The 16942-nt window shown below is 61.1% G+C and carries 13 protein-coding genes and 1 pseudogene; 9 read left to right on the forward strand and 5 right to left on the reverse strand.

What is annotated here, in order from left to right:
* Nucleotides 1-98 precede the first annotated feature (98 nt).
* The 8 genes from NRB16_RS03320 to NRB16_RS03355 all read left to right on the forward strand — a co-directional run bounded on the left by NRB16_RS03320 (nucleotide 99) and on the right by NRB16_RS03355 (nucleotide 8131).
* A complete protein-coding gene (locus NRB16_RS03320) occupies nucleotides 99-776 on the forward strand; it encodes a thermostable hemolysin (protein WP_257105465.1) in 678 nt (225 codons plus the stop codon).
* Nucleotides 766-2244, forward strand: coding sequence for an AMP-binding protein (locus NRB16_RS03325; RefSeq protein ID WP_257105466.1), 1479 nt, complete (start codon nucleotides 766-768; stop codon nucleotides 2242-2244). Before NRB16_RS03320 ends, NRB16_RS03325 begins: the two co-directional genes overlap by 11 nt.
* Nucleotides 2241-2927: a TenA family transcriptional regulator gene (locus NRB16_RS03330; protein ID WP_253139069.1), complete on the forward strand. Its 687-nt coding sequence runs from the start codon at nucleotides 2241-2243 to the stop codon at nucleotides 2925-2927. The genes NRB16_RS03325 and NRB16_RS03330 overlap by 4 nt, the downstream gene beginning before the upstream one ends.
* Nucleotides 2914-3717 (forward strand): SDR family oxidoreductase, encoded by an 804-nt coding sequence (locus tag NRB16_RS03335; RefSeq protein ID WP_253139065.1) that lies wholly within the window; start codon nucleotides 2914-2916, stop codon nucleotides 3715-3717. The genes NRB16_RS03330 and NRB16_RS03335 overlap by 14 nt, the downstream gene beginning before the upstream one ends.
* Nucleotides 3718-3719: 2 nt before the next feature.
* Nucleotides 3720-4361 (forward strand): tetratricopeptide repeat protein, encoded by a 642-nt coding sequence (locus NRB16_RS03340; RefSeq protein ID WP_257105467.1) that lies wholly within the window; start codon nucleotides 3720-3722, stop codon nucleotides 4359-4361.
* A 9-nt stretch (nucleotides 4362-4370) separates the two neighbouring features.
* Complete coding sequence (locus tag NRB16_RS03345) at nucleotides 4371-5033, forward strand: response regulator (RefSeq protein ID WP_253113460.1); 663 nt, start codon at nucleotides 4371-4373, stop codon at nucleotides 5031-5033.
* Nucleotides 5030-6391, forward strand: a complete 1362-nt coding sequence (locus NRB16_RS03350; RefSeq protein ID WP_257105468.1) for an ATP-binding protein — start codon at nucleotides 5030-5032, stop codon at nucleotides 6389-6391. Before NRB16_RS03345 ends, NRB16_RS03350 begins: the two co-directional genes overlap by 4 nt.
* 117 nt (nucleotides 6392-6508) lie before the next feature.
* Nucleotides 6509-8131: a methyl-accepting chemotaxis protein gene (locus NRB16_RS03355; RefSeq protein ID WP_253113466.1), complete on the forward strand. Its 1623-nt coding sequence runs from the start codon at nucleotides 6509-6511 to the stop codon at nucleotides 8129-8131.
* Between the two features lie 96 nt (nucleotides 8132-8227).
* Here NRB16_RS03355 and NRB16_RS03360 read toward each other — a convergent pair whose 3' ends face one another.
* The 3 genes from NRB16_RS03360 to NRB16_RS03370 form a co-directional block, all read right to left on the reverse strand.
* The gene (locus NRB16_RS03360) at nucleotides 8228-10669 is read right to left on the reverse strand and encodes a TonB-dependent siderophore receptor (RefSeq protein WP_257105469.1); all 2442 of its coding nucleotides are present in this window, start codon (nucleotides 10667-10669) and stop codon (nucleotides 8228-8230) included.
* A 103-nt stretch (nucleotides 10670-10772) separates the two neighbouring features.
* Complete coding sequence (locus NRB16_RS03365; protein ID WP_253139056.1) at nucleotides 10773-11735, reverse strand: FecR domain-containing protein; 963 nt, start codon at nucleotides 11733-11735, stop codon at nucleotides 10773-10775.
* Nucleotides 11735-12256 (reverse strand): sigma-70 family RNA polymerase sigma factor, encoded by a 522-nt coding sequence (locus tag NRB16_RS03370; protein WP_253139053.1) that lies wholly within the window; start codon nucleotides 12254-12256, stop codon nucleotides 11735-11737. Before NRB16_RS03370 ends, NRB16_RS03365 begins: the two co-directional genes overlap by 1 nt.
* 332 nt (nucleotides 12257-12588) lie before the next feature.
* Between NRB16_RS03370 and NRB16_RS03375 the strand changes: the two genes are divergently transcribed.
* Nucleotides 12589-13617 (forward strand): UV damage endonuclease UvsE, encoded by a 1029-nt coding sequence (locus NRB16_RS03375; RefSeq protein ID WP_257105470.1) that lies wholly within the window; start codon nucleotides 12589-12591, stop codon nucleotides 13615-13617.
* A gap of 18 nt (nucleotides 13618-13635) precedes the next feature.
* Here the strand turns inward: NRB16_RS03375 and NRB16_RS03380 are convergent.
* Nucleotides 13636-16107 (reverse strand): annotated as a pseudogene (locus tag NRB16_RS03380) (penicillin acylase family protein); the annotation flags it as partial.
* A gap of 109 nt (nucleotides 16108-16216) precedes the next feature.
* Nucleotides 16217-16858, reverse strand: coding sequence for a glutathione binding-like protein (locus NRB16_RS03385; protein ID WP_257105471.1), 642 nt, complete (start codon nucleotides 16856-16858; stop codon nucleotides 16217-16219).
* Nucleotides 16859-16942: the final 84 nt, after the last annotated feature.

Raw genomic sequence — 16942 nt, forward strand, 5'->3', positions numbered from 1 at the left:
TGGCGCAGGGTGAAATCAGACTGTTGCGCATCTTCAGACTTTCTTAAGACTCACTGTCGATACTCCTCTCCACACACCGGCTGGGGAGGTGATAGCTGATGCCAACACTTGAGTGGAAATTTTCCGTGCCCTTGTGGTTCGGTCATGCCGGCAGTACGCCGTTAAGGCTTGAGCAGCACTTGCCGGGCGACATTGTACGAGGCGAAGCCGAGCGCTATATCCAGGATCGCTTTCTCGAGGCACATGGCGCTGAGGTCCGACTGTTCATGCCCGAGCTGTGGGCGTTGCGCGGGGCTGACGATGGCCTGTGCGCAACCGCTGGTATACGGCTGGCCGAGCACGACACGCTGTTTCTCGAACACTATCTGGATAACCCCATAGAGCAACTGGCCGCCGGTGTAGCCGGTGGCGAGGTGCCGCGCAGGGTCATCGTTGAAGTCGGCAATCTGGCCGCCAGCAATATCGGCAGTGCGCGCCTGTGCATCATCACCGTGACCTGGCTGTTGGCCCGGCGAGGGCTGGAATGGGTGGTTTTCACCGGTAATGTCGGCCTGGTCAACAGTTTCAATCGATTGGGGTTGCGCCCCGTCACGCTGTGCCTTGCCGACCCGATGCGGCTGGGTGAGCAGCGCCATGAGTGGGGCCGCTACTACCAGACCCGGCCCAGTGTCCACATCGGCAACATCCGCACCGGTTTCGCTCACCTGACCCGTCTGGGGCTTTTCGAGCGGTTCGGCTTACCCCCTCTTTCACAGGTCCACAGCCATGTCGCCTGAACTAAAGGTTTTCAGTGACCGGCTGCTTGAGCATGCCGCCGAGCGTCCCTATACCACGGCCGTCTGGGGCGACGAACTGCGTATCGACTATGCCTCGCTGTACGCTGAAATCGAACTGCGCCGCGAGTTGCTGCGTGACGTGCAGGCCAATTCCATCGCCCTGGCCCTGGACAATACAGCCAACGCGCTGATCTGGGACCTGGCAGCGCTGTTAGAAGAGATTCCCTGCGTTATCCTGCCGCCGTTCTTCAGTGCCGCCCAGCGCCAGCATTGTCTGCAACAGAGCCAGGTGCAAATCGTTCTGGCTGACAGGCCGCATGAGCATGAATTGATTGACGCGGGCTATCAGCAGGCCGGGTTGTTCTGGATTCGTGAGGTCAATGCTACAAGGCTGCCGCCCGGTACGGCCAAGCTGACTTATACCTCCGGCTCGACCGGTGCGCCCAAGGGGGTGTGCCTGAGCGCAGCCGGTATTGTCGAGGTGGCGCTGGCGCTGGTAGCTGCCAGCCAGGCCAGCGCACCGACCCATCATATGGCCTTGCTGCCGCTGGCGGTGCTACTGGAAAACATCGGCTGCTACGCCGCCCTTTATGCCGGCGCAACCGTCAGCTTGCCCTCGCAAGGCAGTCTGGGCATCCAGGGCGCCAGCGCAGTGAATCTCACGACCCTGTTGGGCGTTTTGGCCCGGCGCCAGCCCGATAGCTTGATCCTGGTGCCGCAGTTACTCCAGGTGCTGGTTAGCGCCGCCGAGCAGGGTTATTTGAACCCGGCCGGGTTCAGCTTCCTTGCAGTAGGCGGTGCACGGGTCAGCGAGCCACTGTTGCAACGCGCCCGTGACGTGGGCCTGCCGGTCTATGAAGGGTATGGGTTGTCTGAGTGCGCATCGGTGGTCGCGCTCAATCGGCCCGGTGCCCAGCGGCCGGGCAGCGTCGGTCAGCCTTTGGCACACGTGCAACTGCGCCTGGGTGAGGACGGCGAAGTGCTGGTGCGCAACCGGGCCATGCTTGGTTATCTGGATGAACCCAGTGCCCCCGACCAGTGGTGGCCCACTGGTGACCTTGGTTACTTCGATGCGGACGGCTACCTGTTTATCAAGGGCCGCAAGAAAAACCAGTTCATCACCAGTTTCGGGCGCAACGTCAATCCGGAATGGATCGAGGCGCAACTGACCCAAGGTCCGCTGATTGCTCAGGCGTTTGTCTATGGCGAGGCGTTGCCGCGCAATCATGCGCTGCTCTGGCCTCGTCATCCGGCCACCAGCGACGCACAGCTTCAGGAAGCGGTCGAGCAGGCGAACCTGGCCTTGCCCGGTTATGCCCAAGTGCATGGCTGGACCCGGTTGCATCAGCCGTTCAGCACTGACAACGCGATGCTGACGGCCAATGGCCGGCCATGCCGCGACGCCATTCTTTATCACTACCACTATGTGTTCAGCGCCCATTCATCTGCCGAGGACATCGCATCATGAGTTTTTTCCAACAGTTGCAAGCCGCTACGCAAACGGATCGTGACGCGCTGTTTAACCTGCCGATCATTCGCCAGGCGCTGGCCGGCGAGGTCAGCCTGGAGAGTTATCAGGCGTTTCTGGCCCAGGCTTTCCACCATGTCCGCCATACCGTACCGCTGATGATGGCCTGTGGTGCCCGTCTGCCTGCCCGGCTGGAATGGCTACGCGGTGCGGTCTGTGAATACATCGAAGAGGAGTACGGTCATGAGCAATGGATCCTCAACGACTTGCGTGCATGTGGCGCTGATGCCGACGCTGTACGTGACGCAATGCCAGGGCTGCCGATTGAGTTGATGGTCGCCTACCTGTACGACCTGATTGCCCGGGGCAATCCGGTCGGTCTGTTCGGCATGGTCAATGTGCTGGAGGGCACCAGCATTGCTCTGGCTACCCATGCTGCCGGTGCCATCAAGGCTCGTCTGGGGCTGCCTGAGACCGCGTTCAGTTATTTGCAGTCCCATGGCAGCCTGGATATCGGCCATATGGACACCTACCGCCAGCTCATGGACCGTTTGACCGCACCTGAAGATCAAGAGGCGGTGATTCACGCTTCGCGGGTGGTCTACCGACTGTACACCGCCATGTTTGATTCGTTGCCAGTCGAGCCCGCTCGGGCCGCCGGGGCCTGCCATGCAGCTGCATGACGCCAGGGTCATCGTTACCGGGGCCAGCGGTGGCATCGGTTTGCAAATAGTGGCAGCGCTGTGCGCCCAAGGCGCCCAAGTGGTGGCCGTATCGCGGCAAGGGCAGGCACTTGGCCCTTTGCTGGCGCTGTATCCGGATCGCTTGTCGTGGCTCGCGGCCGACCTGTGCAACGCTGCGGGGCGTCAGCAAGTGGTCGCTGAGGCCCAGCGCCTGCAAGGTTTCAATTTGTTGGTCAATGCTGCCGGCAGCAATCACTTTTCAATGCTTGAGCAACTGCCTGAACAGGACATTGAGTCCATGCTGCAACTTAACCTGCTGGCGCCGATGTTGTTGGCCCGGCAACTGCTGCCGATGCTCAAGCAGGCTGACAGCGCGATGATCGTCAACGTCGGTTCGACGTATGGGTCAATCGGTTATGCCGGCTATACCGCTTACTGTGCAAGCAAGTTTGGTCTGCGCGGTTTTTCCGAAGCGTTGCGCCGTGAACTGGCCGACTCGCGTTGCCGGGTACTTTATGTGGCGCCGCGGGCGACCCGAACCGCGATGAACAGCTCGGCAGCGCAAGCACTCAATGCGGCCCTGAACAGTCAGGTGGACGAACCCGCACACGTGGCCGGTGCAGTGCTTCACGCCATTATCGGTGACCGTAACGAGCTGTATCTGGGCTGGCCAGAGCGGTTGTTCGTGCGGCTCAACAACCTGCTGCCGATGCTGGTCGACCGCGGACTGCGTAAGCACTTGCCGTTGATCCGCCAATACAGTTCTCAAAGCCAACACGAGCGGCCTTGACCATGAAACATTTGTTTATCGCACTGGGCTGTCTGCTCAGCCTGCCGGCCCTGGCGCTGGATAACGCCGATCAACAGCGGCTTGCCGGCATTCAGAACGAGTGGGCCAACATCCAGTATCAGCTTGTACAAGGGCAGCGTGCAGCAGCGTTTGAGCGTCTGTCCGGGCAAACCGAGCGCTTTACCAAGGAACGGCCAGCGGCGGCCGAAGCGTGGATTTGGTCGGGGATTGTGCACAGCAGTTGGGCCGGCGCCCAAGGCGGCTTAGGCGCACTGGGTAAAGCGAAACTGGCCCGTCAGGATTTCGAGAAGGCGTTGGCGATTGACCCTGACGCCTTGCAAGGCTCGGCGTACACCAGCCTGGCCGCCTTGTATGACCGTGTGCCGGGCTGGCCGATCGGGTTCGGTGATGCCGAAAAGGCCGGGCAATTGCTGGCAGAGGCGCTACGGATCAATCCTCAAGGCATCGATACCCTGTACTTTTGGGGAGACCACCTGTATCGCCTGGGACGCTATGCTCAAGCCCGTGAGGCCTTGAATAAAGCCTTGCAGGCGCCTGCAAGGCCGGGCCGGGAGGTGGCTGATGCCGGACGACGTGAAGACATCCGGCAACTGCAGGCTGATATCGACAAAAAACTCAAATAAGGAATACGCATGCGGCTGCTGTTGATCGAAGACGATACCGCACTGGGTGACGGTATCCATCAAGCCCTGTTGCGTGACGGCTATACCGTTGACTGGATCAAGGACGGCGCCAGCGCCTTGCATGCGCTGCTCAGTGAGACTTTCGATCTGGCTGTGCTGGACCTGGGTTTGCCTCGTCTGGACGGCCTGCAGGTGTTGGCGAAACTGCGGGCGACCGGCTCGACGCTGCCGGTGCTGATCCTTACTGCCAGAGATGCGACCGGGGACCGCATCGCCGGGCTGGATGCCGGTGCCGACGACTACCTGATCAAACCCTTCGACCTGGCCGAGCTTAAAGCCCGTCTGCGTGCTTTGCTACGTCGCAGCGCCGGGCGGGCTCAGGTGGTGATTGAGCACCGCGGCATTACCCTGAACCCTGGCAACCAGCGCGTGACACTCGACGGTGAAGCGGTCTCGCTGACCCCTAAAGAGTATCAATTGCTGTATGAACTGCTGTCACCGGCCGGCCGGGTGATGACCCGTGAGCGCCTCATGCAGTTGCTGTATGGCTGGAACGAGGAGGCGGAGAGCAACACCCTTGAGGTCCACATCCATAACCTGCGCAAGAAGTTTTTCAGTGATCTGATCCGCACCATTCGCGGCGTAGGTTACATGGTCGAGGTTTGCCCGTGAGGTCGATCAGACGCCGGACTCTGACGCTGATCATCGGCCTGTTATTGGTGGGCTTGCTGGTGCTCACGCTATTTAACGTGCATGACAGCAATCACGAGATCGCGGAAGTCTATGACGCTCAGTTGGCACGTAATGCGCGCCTGCTACAGGGCGTGATGAGCATGCCTCTGGCTTCGGGTGAGCATGAGCAGCTTTACCAGGCCTTCAATAATGCGTTGCAACACATAGACCCACGTGCCGGTGGGCACCCTTACGAAAGCAAGATGGCGTTTCAGGTATGGAGCAGTGACGGCCGGGTGCTGGTGCATACCGCCAGCGCGCCGATTTTTGACCAGCCCCTCAAAACCCCGGGGTTCAGCGCGATCACCGACCCGCGAGGGCGGCAGTGGCGGGCTTTTGTACTGAATGACCAAGAGCACGGCTTCAGCATTTGGGTCGGCGAGCGCGATGACGTCAGGGCTGATCTGGTCGGCCGTATCGTCCACCACACCGTGCTGCCCAACCTGCTTGGCAGCCTGATCCTGCTGGTGGTGGTCTGGATGGCGATAGGTGTGGGCCTAAAACCGCTCGATGACCTTGCCCGTATCTTGCGCAATCGTACTCCTGGCTCGCTGGAGCCGCTGAGCCTGGCGCCGTTGCCAACAGAACTCGAACCCATGCAGGCGGCGCTGAACCGCCTGCTGTCTCAGGTCCAGGAACTGCTGCACCGTGAGCGGCGTTTTATCGCCGATGCCGCACATGAAATGCGTACTCCGCTGGCGGTGCTCAAGGTCCATGCCCAGAACCTGATGGAAGCCTCCAGCGAGCAGGAGAAGCGTAAATCACTGGACTATCTGGTGGTGGGCGTTGATCGCACCACCCGGCTGGTCAACCAACTGCTGACCATCGCCCGTCTGGAGCCTAATGCACCGATCAATCTGGCACCGGTGGATGTGGTCGATGCTACCCGCAATGCCATTGCCCAGTTGACGCCCTGGGTTATCGGTCAGGGCCTCGAATTGTCGTTCCAGTGCGAGGTGTCACACCGTACGGTCAATACAGACATTTCGCTGCTGAGCATCGCACTGCAAAACCTGGTTTCCAACGCTGTGAAGTTTTCCCCGCCGGGAGGTCATGTAGCGGTGTCACTGCAGTTGCATGAGGCTTCGTTCGCGTTGCTGGTTGAAGACCAGGGACCCGGCATCAGCGATGAGCAACAAACGCGACTGTTCGAGCGTTTCTACAGTCACGGCAACGAGGAGGGGGTAGGGCTGGGTCTGGCCATTGTTCAGGCCATCGCCCAACGACTGCAGGGCAGCATTGACCTGAAGAACCGTGAACAGGGAGGGCTGAGGGCCTGCCTCACGGCACGGGCGTGAGCATTCTGTATTGATTCAAACCGCAGTGCCCATGCGTCTGCGGAAAAAATAACCAGATGATATCAACCCAGTCATTCCAGGCCAGGGATTGCTTGGCTCTGTCTGAAGGGGCTACCCATGAATACACGAAATCTGTTGCTTGGCACCCGTACCATCCTGGCCTTTGGTTGCATCTGCTTGCTGTTGCTGGTCATCGGCATCAGTGCGATCTGGCAGTTGCGCAACATCGACGGGGTGGTGGTCTCTCTGCATGAGAACTGGTTGCCCAGTGTCCGCCAGGCCGGCAAGATCCAGGCAGCAGCGCTGTTGTATCGGGTCGATGCGCGGCGCTTCGCCATGGATGACCAGCGCATGAGCGCCGTTTCGCTGGCGACACTCGACAAACTGCGCAGCCAGCTCAAGACTGAAACCCAGGCCTATGCCGCTATGGTGTCTTCCGATGATGAGCGGCGTCTGTACGAGCAGCTCAGTGCCTATGTTGATGCCTACATACGCGAGATCGACAAGCTTGTGGCAGTCGGTGCCACCGCCAGTGTGAAGGAGCTTGGGGCGATGATTGTGCTTGGCTCCAAGCCGGTCGCCTCCGAGTTGCAGGCCAGCGTGGAAAAGCTGATCGAGATCAACGAGCGCGGAGCCGATGCCTCCAGCCTCGAAGCGCATGATATACAGACCTTCAGCGTCTACCTGATCGGTTCTTTAAGCGCGCTGGCACTGGTGTTGACGGTGCTGATTGCGCGACTGTTCAGCAACAGCATTGTGCGCCCGGTGCGTGCCCTGCTCAGCGCCACCGAACAGATCGCCAGCGGCAACCTGCGCGCTGACATCGATGTGCAGGGCGCCGATGAACTCACGGGGCTGGAAACAGCGACACGGGCGATGCGTGACAACCTGCGTTCGATGATTGACCTGATTGGCCAGTCATCCTCACAACTGAGCAGCGCCGCCGAGCAACTCAGCGCCATCACCCACGAAACCACTGCCAGTGCCCAGCAGCAGAGCCTGGAGACCGACCAGGCGGCCACGGCGGTAAACGAAATGACCGCAGCTGTCGAGGAAGTGGCACGCAATGCCTCGTCAACCTCGCAGTCCAGCCAGCGCTCCGAACAGTCGGCGGTGCTGGGCCAGAGCAAGGTCACTACCACCATCACCTCCATCAAGCGCCTGAGCGACAGCGTGCGCCAGACCCGCAACGACGTCGAAGACCTGGCGCAGAAGAGCCAGGACATCGCCAAGGTGCTGGATGTGATCCGCACCATTGCCGAACAGACCAACCTGCTGGCGCTCAATGCCGCCATCGAGGCGGCGCGGGCCGGCGAGCAGGGCAGGGGGTTTGCCGTGGTCGCTGATGAAGTCCGGGCCCTGGCCCATCGCACCCAGCTCTCGACCCAGGAAATCGAGAAGATGATCGCCGAGATCCGCAGCAACTCCGAAGCCGCCGTCAGCTCCATGCGTCGCAGCGACACCGAAGCCAGCGACACCCTGGCCAGCGCCAACCAGGCCGGCGAAGCCATCGAGCAGATTGCCGAAGCGATCAGCGACATCAACGAACGCAACCTGCTGATCGCCAGCGCCTCGGAACAACAGGCCCAGGTCGCCCGCTCGGTGGACCAAAACCTGGTCAGCATCCGCGATATCTCATTGCGCAGCGCCCAGGCCGCCAGCCAGACCTCCGACGCCAGCCAGGAACTGTCACGTCTGGCGGTGCAACTCAATACGCTGGTGGGCAAGTTTGTGGTTTGAGTGGGTGGCCAAGGAGCGGCTCATCCCGAGCCGCTTCAGCGGCGAAAGAGCTTCGCGGATAAATCGACCTCCACACGGTAGATTGGTCTCTTGCGATCACCAGTTGTAAGTCACATCAGCAGTCAAGGTGCGGCTCTCGCCGTAGTAGCAATCAAGATCACTGCCGCAACTGGCGACGTATTTATCGTTGGTCAGGTTTTCCAGATTGAGTCTTACGGCCACCCCGTTGATGTGCAGCGGCGACTTCTCAAGATCGTAGGAGACCATTGCGTCGTAGACGGTATAGGACGGAATCTGGAAGGTACTGCCAGGGTAGTCCGAGCCGTAGCTGCCTCTTGCATAGCGTGCTCCCAAGCCCAGGCCCAGTCCGGCCAGCAGGCTGGTATCGAAGTGATAATCGACCCAGGCTGAAGCGGTCAGTGGCGGGTTGCCTGCCTGGGTGCGCCCTTCGCGGCCATCGTTCACGCTGCGCCATTTGGACTGGTTGCGAGCGACCGAACCGGTCAGGCGCAGGTTACGGGTCACATTGACTTTGCCTTCCAGCTCGATACCTCTTGAGCGCACGGCCCCGCTCTGGGTGCTGAAACCAATGTTGACCAAGTCGGTGGTCAGGACATTTTTCTGGTCAATCTGGTAAGCCGACAGCTGGATAAAGCCATCAATGGCTGTCGGCTCATATTTGAGCCCGACTTCGATCTGCTCGCCGACGGTCGGTTCAAATGGGCTGCCAGCAGCGTTGGTGCCGGTCTGCGGCAGGAATGATTCGGCATAGCTGATGTACGGAGTCAGGCCGTTTTCAAATTGATAACCCAGACCGGCACGCCCAGTGAATTTCTCGTCCTTGATATTGCTGTGGGTGCCGCTCAGTGGTGCCTTGTTATCGGTTTCGGCAAAGTCATAACGGCCGCCGAGGGTCAGGAACCAGTTATTCCAGTGAAGCTGGTCCTGAATGTACAGGCCGGTCTGGGTGATGGTGTTGTCCCAGCGATACGGACTGGTGAAGTTGATCGAGTTACCGTACACCGGGTTGTACAGGTCGATGCCGATGGCGCTGCGGTCATAGCGGCCGAGGAACTGCGAATTGAAGTGGTAATGATCCACGCCCAACAACAGCGTATGGTCGATCCCGGCGGTGCGAAACTTCGCCTGGGCAATGCTATCGATGCCATAGACCTTGTTTTGTTGCGCCCAGTCCACGCCATAACGGGTTTGATAGCTACGGTCGTTCAGGCCGGTGACCGGGTTGGTCGGGAAGGCATAGCCGTGCAGCGGGGCCGTGTAGCGGTCATCGACATAGGCATAGCGCGCATTCTGCTTGAGGGTCCAGACCTCATTGAGGTCATGGGCGATCTCATAGCCAACCACGAACTGCTCGCGGTCGTATTTGTTCACCCCCGGCTCGCCAATGAACAGCGAGCGACTGATCCGGCCCTGTGGTGTGCTGTATAGCGTGCCGTAAGCCGGCAAGCCTTGCGCTTCAGGTGTGCCCCGATCTTTTTGGTACTGGGCGAACAGGGTCAGGCTGGTGCGCTCGCTGGGCAACCAGGTCAGGCTGGGGGCCAGCAGCATTCGATTCTGGTCGGCATAGTCGATGGATGACTGGCTGTCATTGACCACCCCGGTCAACCGGTAGAGAAACTCGCCCTGATCATCCAGAGGGGCACTGACGTCGAACGCACCGTACTTGCGATCCCAACTACCGCCGCCCAGCACGATTTCGTGCAGCGGCGTGGCGGTGGGACGCTTGCTGACCATGTTGACGATCCCGCCAGGCTGGTTCTGTCCGTAAAGTACTGACGCCGGGCCCTTGAGAACCTCGATCCGCTCCAGAGTGTACGGGTCGATCTGCAATGCACCACCGGTGCTGCCGCCGCCATAGGGCAGGTGCAGCCCATCCAGATACAGCGGTGTCGGTGAAAAGCCCCGGGAAGCAGGCTCGTCGAAAATCTTCACCCGTGACGGGAAGCCGCCACCATTTATGCCCGGGGTATAACGCAAAGCCTCGGTGACTGATTTCGAACCGCGCAGTTTGATTTCGTCCTGGGTGACCACGTTGATGGTCTGCGGGATTTCGCTCAATGCGGTATCAGTCTTGCTGCCAGTGGCGCTGCGCTTGGCGACAATACCGTCCACTGGTCCCCAGGCTGACTCGACCGATGAGGAGGAAACTCTGGTGGCCGCCAAGGCCACGGCATTGGCCGCGGCTTCACTTTTGACCAGTCCGTAACTGCCTTCGCCCAGCGATACGCTTTGCAGCCCGGTACCGGTCAGCAGAATCTGCAGTGCCTGCGCCGGCGCATAGCGGCCTTGCACCGGGTGGCTGGTCTTGCCGACGGTGAGTTGCGGGTCGCCGCTCAGATAGATGCCGGCAATGCTGGCAAACTCGGTCAGCCGCATATTGAGCGGCCCGGCTTCAAGGGTGAAGGTGCGCAGTTGCACTTGTTCCTGGGCCTGGGCGCGATCGTGCAGCAGCAGGGTGACTGGAGCGGCCAGCAACACGGCCAGGGCAAGCGGATGAACACGGAAACTGGACAGCATCGGGGGTTCCTTGAAAAGAGTCACTGAGCAGAAGTGCCGGAAGTAATCGGATGAGCGAAAAAAACCGGAAGTCGTCAGTGAATCTTTTTTGCCGTGGCCCTTTTCAAAGCGGCTCGACACTCACCCACCATGGCATGCGACGCTGGATGCGCACCGGCAAGGTCTTGGCCAGCATGTCCAGTGCCAGGTCGGTGTCATGCAGTGGATAGGCGCCCATGATGTTCAGATGAGCGACCTGCGGGGCGATGCCGAGGTAACCATGCCGGTGGCGACCCAACTCAGCGATGAAACTGCCCAGGTCCATGCCGCTGGTCAGCAGCACGTTGCGGCTCCAGCTCTCGCGTGTCGCCAGCGCGGGAGTCTGCGCGCTCAGGGTCTGGGCATCGAAGCTCAGGGACAGACCAGCCGTCACTTCCTGTTGTTGCTGTGAGTCGGCGCAGCGTGCCAGCACCCGGCCTTCGAACACACAGAGGCGGGTCTGTCGCTCTTCGCGCAGCACGCTGAAACGGGTGCCCAACGGTTGCAGACTGCCTTGGGCGGTGTACACACGCAGTGGACGCCGGTCGTGGCCGGTGCTGATCAACACTTCGCCGCTGTACAGGTACAAGCCGCGCTGCTGGTCGTCGAAGCGCACATCCAGGGCACTACCGCTGTTGAGCCAGATCCGGCTGCCGTCGGCCAGTTGCTGCTCGCGGATCTCTGCGGTGCCGGTCCGGTAGTCGGCTTGCCAGGCCTGCCAAGTGTCCCGTGCGTTGCCTTGCCAGCTCAACCAGCCCAACACGCCAAGGCCAGACAGCCCCGCCAGGCCGCGCAGTATTCGGCGCCGCGACTGATCGCCATGGCGTAAACGGCTCAGGGTTTGATCGGCCTGCTCGACGTCCTGCTGCAACGGGGCAAAGCGCTGACTGACCTGCTCAACGAAGCGCCAAGCCTGGCGATGCGCTTGGTCGTCAGCCAGCCATTGTCGCCATGCCTGTTGCAAGGCCTGGTCGTCAGGGGTACCGGTCAGTTGCGCATACCACTCGGCAGCCTGCTGCAACGCCTGGTGATCAATCGCTGCCTGCATCAGTCACCATCCAGTGCTGCGGCCAGTTCAGCTTCCAGCAGGGCGCAGTGGAACATTGCCTTGGCCATATAGCTGCCGACAGTGCGTTCGCTGACCCCCAGTCGCTCACCGATTTCTCGATAGCCCAGGCCATGCAACTGTGCGAGCAGAAATGCCTCGGCCACGTTTGGCGGCAGTTTTTCCAGCAAGGCCTGCACCTGCAGCAGTGCTTCGAACACCACGGCCCGGTGTTCTTCACTGGGAGCATAGGCTTGTGGGCGCTCGGCCAGTACTTCCAACCAGGCCTGTTCAACCCGACGGCGGCGCCAGAAATCCACGCACATATTGCGCGATAACGCCCCTAGCCAGGCTTTGGCGTCTGCATCGTCAGGGAAGCTGCGCGGATTGTTGAGCAGACGCACGAATACGTCATGGGCCAGCTCAGCAGCATCGTGGGCATTGCCCAATTTGCGTCGGAACAGATTGCGGATCCAGCCATGGTGCGCTTGATACAGCGTGCCGATATCGAGGGAAGAAGACATTCGAGGGCGTTCCGGCAAGAGGCAGCGATTGGATTATATCAAATGGGAATTATTATCAATGCTACGCCCGGACGGGGGCTCAGCACAACCAGAGAGTGGCCACTTGCCTTGCTCGTTGTGCAACCTGAACCCCGGTTCCCGCTCCAACGCGCAGTTGTCTGCGCCTGCCGTCCGGGCAGCACCGCCAGCAGAGCGACACCGGTCACCAGACGGCGAGCTCAGGAAGGTCCGTGACGTTCGTTAAGCCAGCGGCCCGAAATTCATCGAACACTGCGCAGGACGAGTGACGCTGCCGGTGGTCTGACGGCAATGACGTCAACCTGGATAGAGTCATGACGCTTGCGCGCATCGGTTTCGCTTGTCAGTACCGCCACCCTGAACGCGGCCTCTCGGAGGTCGAAATCAAACGGGTGGAAAGCCCCTTCAACCCACGTACCACCACCTTGCGCTGGATCAACAGCGTCGAGCCCGCCGTGGCCCAGGCCAGGCTGGTTGAGGTGGTTACGCACAATCTGGATGCGCAACTGCGCCTGCTCGATTACGTGGCGCAGTTGCCACCGCCGCTGCGCATGTTGCGGTTGTCGAGCGATCTCTTGCCGTTCTACAGCCATCCGCAACTGCGCGATTTTTACCAGCAGCCGTCCATCCAGCAGTGGCTGGGCAGTTGTTTCGCGGCGATTGGCGAGCGGGCGCGGGCGGCAGACATTCGGCTGTCGTTTCATCCCGGTCAGTTCTGCGTGCTAGGGTCGGACAATGCCTCGGTGGTCGAAAACAGCCTGGCCGAGTTCGAGTATCACGCCGACATGATCCGCATGCTCGGTTATGGCCGGCGCTTTCAGGATTTCAAATGCAACGTGCATATCGCCGGGCGTTTCGGTGTCGAGGGTATTCGTGCGCTGTGGCCGCGTTTGTCTGAGGTGGCGCAGACATGCATCACCTTCGAGAACGAAGAGAAGAGCTATGGCGTTGATGACTGCCTGCAACTGGCCGATCTGGCGCCTGTGGTGCTGGATATTCATCACTGCTGGATCAACGAAGAGCAGTACATCGACCCCTCTGATCCACGGGTCGCGCAGATCATCGACAGTTGGCGCGGGGTGCGCCCGGTGATGCATTACTCACAACCGTCGGAGCGTTTGCAGGCGCTGGGCTTTGCTGCCGAAGACAAACTGGAAATGAGCGAGCTGCTCAAGGTCGTGACCAAGCGTGAACTGTATGGGCACAGCGAGCGGATGTGGAATCACTGGACCAACGGTTATGCGCGGCAGTTTCTTGAGCGTTTCGACATCATGATCGAGGCCAAACACAAGAACCTGGCCAGCCTGGCGCTTTATCGGGAGTGGCTGCGCGGCCCCGCCTAAGGGGCGGGGGGGCGGGTACCTGCCTGGGGTCAGGGTCAGGGGGTGCGTGCCATAGCCGGCGTCGTAGTTCTGCTGCTGCACCGGCAGGATGCTGTACTGCGCCTTGAGCCAGGCATCAATGCTGTTGGCATAGAACGGGCTGGCCGGGTTGCCGGACTGGCCGCTGCTGACCACCGCTTGCAATGGCTCGGCCTGGCTGAAATCAACGACCATGCGCAGGCTGGCGCTTGGCAGTACGTCGAAGCTCTGGCCCCAGGCGTAGGCCGCAGGGTTGAGGCTGCTGTGGTCGCCACCTGCAGGCACCGGGCTGCGCTGGAACTGGCCTTCGCCACCCAGGTGGCGGGCCAGCGGGTTACGCGACGGGGCCCAGTCATAGCGGTGCAGCTTGCCCCATTGCCAGGCTTTACGGTCGCTGCCCAATTGGCTTTCACCGGCGCTGATGGCTGCAGCCAGGCTGCGCGCCAGGATCGCTGGTTTGTCTTCTTTTTGCGGGGTTTTGAGGTCGTCCCAGAACGGGCTGTCGTCGCGGCCCAGCAGGTGGTCGGCCTGCGCCGACCACGACGAACGGGCATTCGCCACCAAAGCTTGCCAGGCCGGGCTGTCGGCGCCGCCGAGTTCATCCTGAAAGGTCAGCCGGGCACTTTCTTGCAGGAACAATTGGTAGATGGCAGCGTCGGCAGAACCTGCGGTCAGGTTACCGTCGAAGGCCATCAACCGGCTGTAGGCTTCGCGGGCTTTGCCGCGCTCAGCGTCGGGCAGGGCCTCAATGGCCTGCTTGAGCGGCTTGGCCATGCCCGGTGCTTCGAACATGGCTTTGAGTTTGGCGGCAAACAGGGTGCGCTGGTCGTATTGCGCGGCGATGCTGCTGCGCAGGTCCTGCTTGCCGGCGTTGGCCAGTTCCGCGAGGCGTTCGGCGCGCTCCGGGTAGCCCCAGGTGTTGGACAACTGCATGCCGTAGCCTTTGGGGGCTACGCGGTTGTTGGCGGTGCCCAGCCAGCCCTGACGCGGATCCTGGTCGTAAGGGTGGAGCATGGCATCGGCAAAGCCGTCCCAGTCGTAACGGCTGTCCCAGCCCGGTGACGGCAACAGGCCCTGGCCATCACGGCGGTTCGGGTAACGCCCGGTGACCTGCCAGGCGACGTTGCTGGCGTCGGCAAATACCATGTTCAGGCCAATGGCGCGGATTTCCCGGCTGGCATCAAAACCGCGTTCGACGTTGTTGGCGCGCGACAGGTTAAACAGCGCATCAAGGCTCTTGTCGTCCTTGAAGTCCGGGATCTGCAACGCCACGCCCAATGCGCTGGCGGACTCCCCGGCCTGCAACAGCGTGCCGTGGCGGGTGCTGTAGACGGTTTCGCGCACCGGCTGGCTGCCCTTGACCATGAAGGTTTCCTGATGACTCACAGCCGGTTGCCATTTGCCGTCGGCCAGGTACATCAGGCGATTGTTCTCGCGCTTGAGTTTCTCCAGAAACAGGTCCTGATTGTCGCCCTTGAGGTTGCCCATGCTCCAGGCCAGTTTGCCGTTGAACCCACTGAGAAACAGCGGCAGGCCGGCGATGGTGACCCCGGAGGCCTGATACTTGGGCGCGTTGATCTGCACCAGGCTCCAGCCGGATGCGGCGCCCGATGGCACTTGCAGCTCGCTGACCAGCAGGCTTTTGCCGCTGCGGCTGCGTAGCGGGGCGATGGCCCAATTGCTGGAGGCGGCATTGCCCAGCAGGTTGAGGTCGGCCAGTTGCAGGGCCACGCGGTTCAAGTCGTTCAGTTCCTTGCCCTGACCGGCCAGGCTCAAGCCCTTGAGCTTGTCGGCCTCGGCAAACGCGATCGCTTCGTCAGGTGCGCTTGGCAGCAGCCAGGCGAGTTTGTCAGCGCCAACCTTCTGGTTAAGCACCAGCGCTGAGAGTTCTTGTTGCAGGTTGACTGACAGGTTGAAGCTCAGCAGGCTGAAAATCAGCGCCGAGTCTTCCGGCTGCCAGTACTCCAGCCGATAACCGGCGCTGGCCAGGTCGCCCGGCAGCTTGTCGCGATAACGGAACAGGTAGGCGTTGACGCCACGGGCGTAGACCTCGAAGAATTTCTGCAGGCGCGGCGATGAACCCTTGTACAGCTCGCTGGCGCTGCGCTTGAGGTTGGCAGCGCGCATCAGCCGGTCCACCGGCAGCGCTTCGGCACCGACCACCTCGGCCAACCGTCCCTGGGCCAGCAGACGCATGCCGAGCATCTGCCCGACCCGTTCACCTGCATGCAGGTAGCCCAGGCTGAACAACGCATCGTGGAACGAGTGGCTTTCGATCAGCGCCATGCCTTGCGGATTGCGGCGGATCGATACGTTTTGCTCCAGGCCCTTGATGGCCACAGTGCCGGCAGACGGCAGCAGGGTCGAGGCATCCTCACCGCCCAACTGGCAGCCGGCAAGGCCGAGAAAACCGGCGGTCGCGGCGGCAAAACCAAATCGGGACGACAAACGTGAACGGGCGGGCGAGGCCATGGCGAAACTCCGGCGGCGTGGCAACTGCAAAAAGTTGTTACGTTAGTGAGCGGGCAGGCGCTACGCAAGCCGGGAGGGGAGGAATATTTTCAGGGCGCTACACGCTGGTTTATTTGGGCGGGTTGATCCGCGCAGCCAGCGCATAGGCCCGCTGGGTCGCCGGGCGAGCTTCGATGGCATGGAACCAGCGCTTGAGGTTCGGGAAATCATCCAGGTTCTGCTGCTGGAAACTGTGCGGCACGATCCACGGATAGATGGCCATGTCGGCAATGCTGTACTGGTCGCCGGCCACAAACTCACGGTCGGCCAGGCGCTTGTCCAGCACACCGTACAGCCGCGCGGTTTCGTCCACATAGCGCTTGATGGCGTAGGGCACTTGCTGCGGTGCAAAGCGGTTGAAATGGTGATTCTGCCCGGCCATCGGCCCCAGGCCGCCCATCTGCCAATACAGCCATTGCAGGGTTTCCTGGCGACCGCGCAAATCGGCAGGCAGGAACCGGCCGGTCTTTTCTGCCAGGTACTGCAAAATGGCGCCTGACTCGAACAGGCTCAGCGGCTCGCCGCCGTCGGCCGGGGTGTGGTCGACAATGGCCGGAATGCGGTTGTTGGGGGCGATCTTCAGAAATGACGGCTCGAACTGTTCGTTGGTGCCGATATTGACCGGGATGATCCGGTGTTCAAGGCCGGTTTCTTCAAGAAACAGAGTGATCTTGTGGCCGTTGGGGGTGGTCCAGTAGTGCAGGTCGATCATTGACAGCTCCATGCGGTTTACCCGAAGACGTCGTTGTACTCCGGCACAGGACCGGCCTGCAAATGAAAACGGCCTGCAAGGCAG

Origin of the sequence: Pseudomonas sp. LJDD11, from assembly GCF_024584215.1 — a bacterium.
Classification (GTDB): Bacteria; Pseudomonadota; Gammaproteobacteria; order Pseudomonadales; family Pseudomonadaceae; genus Aquipseudomonas.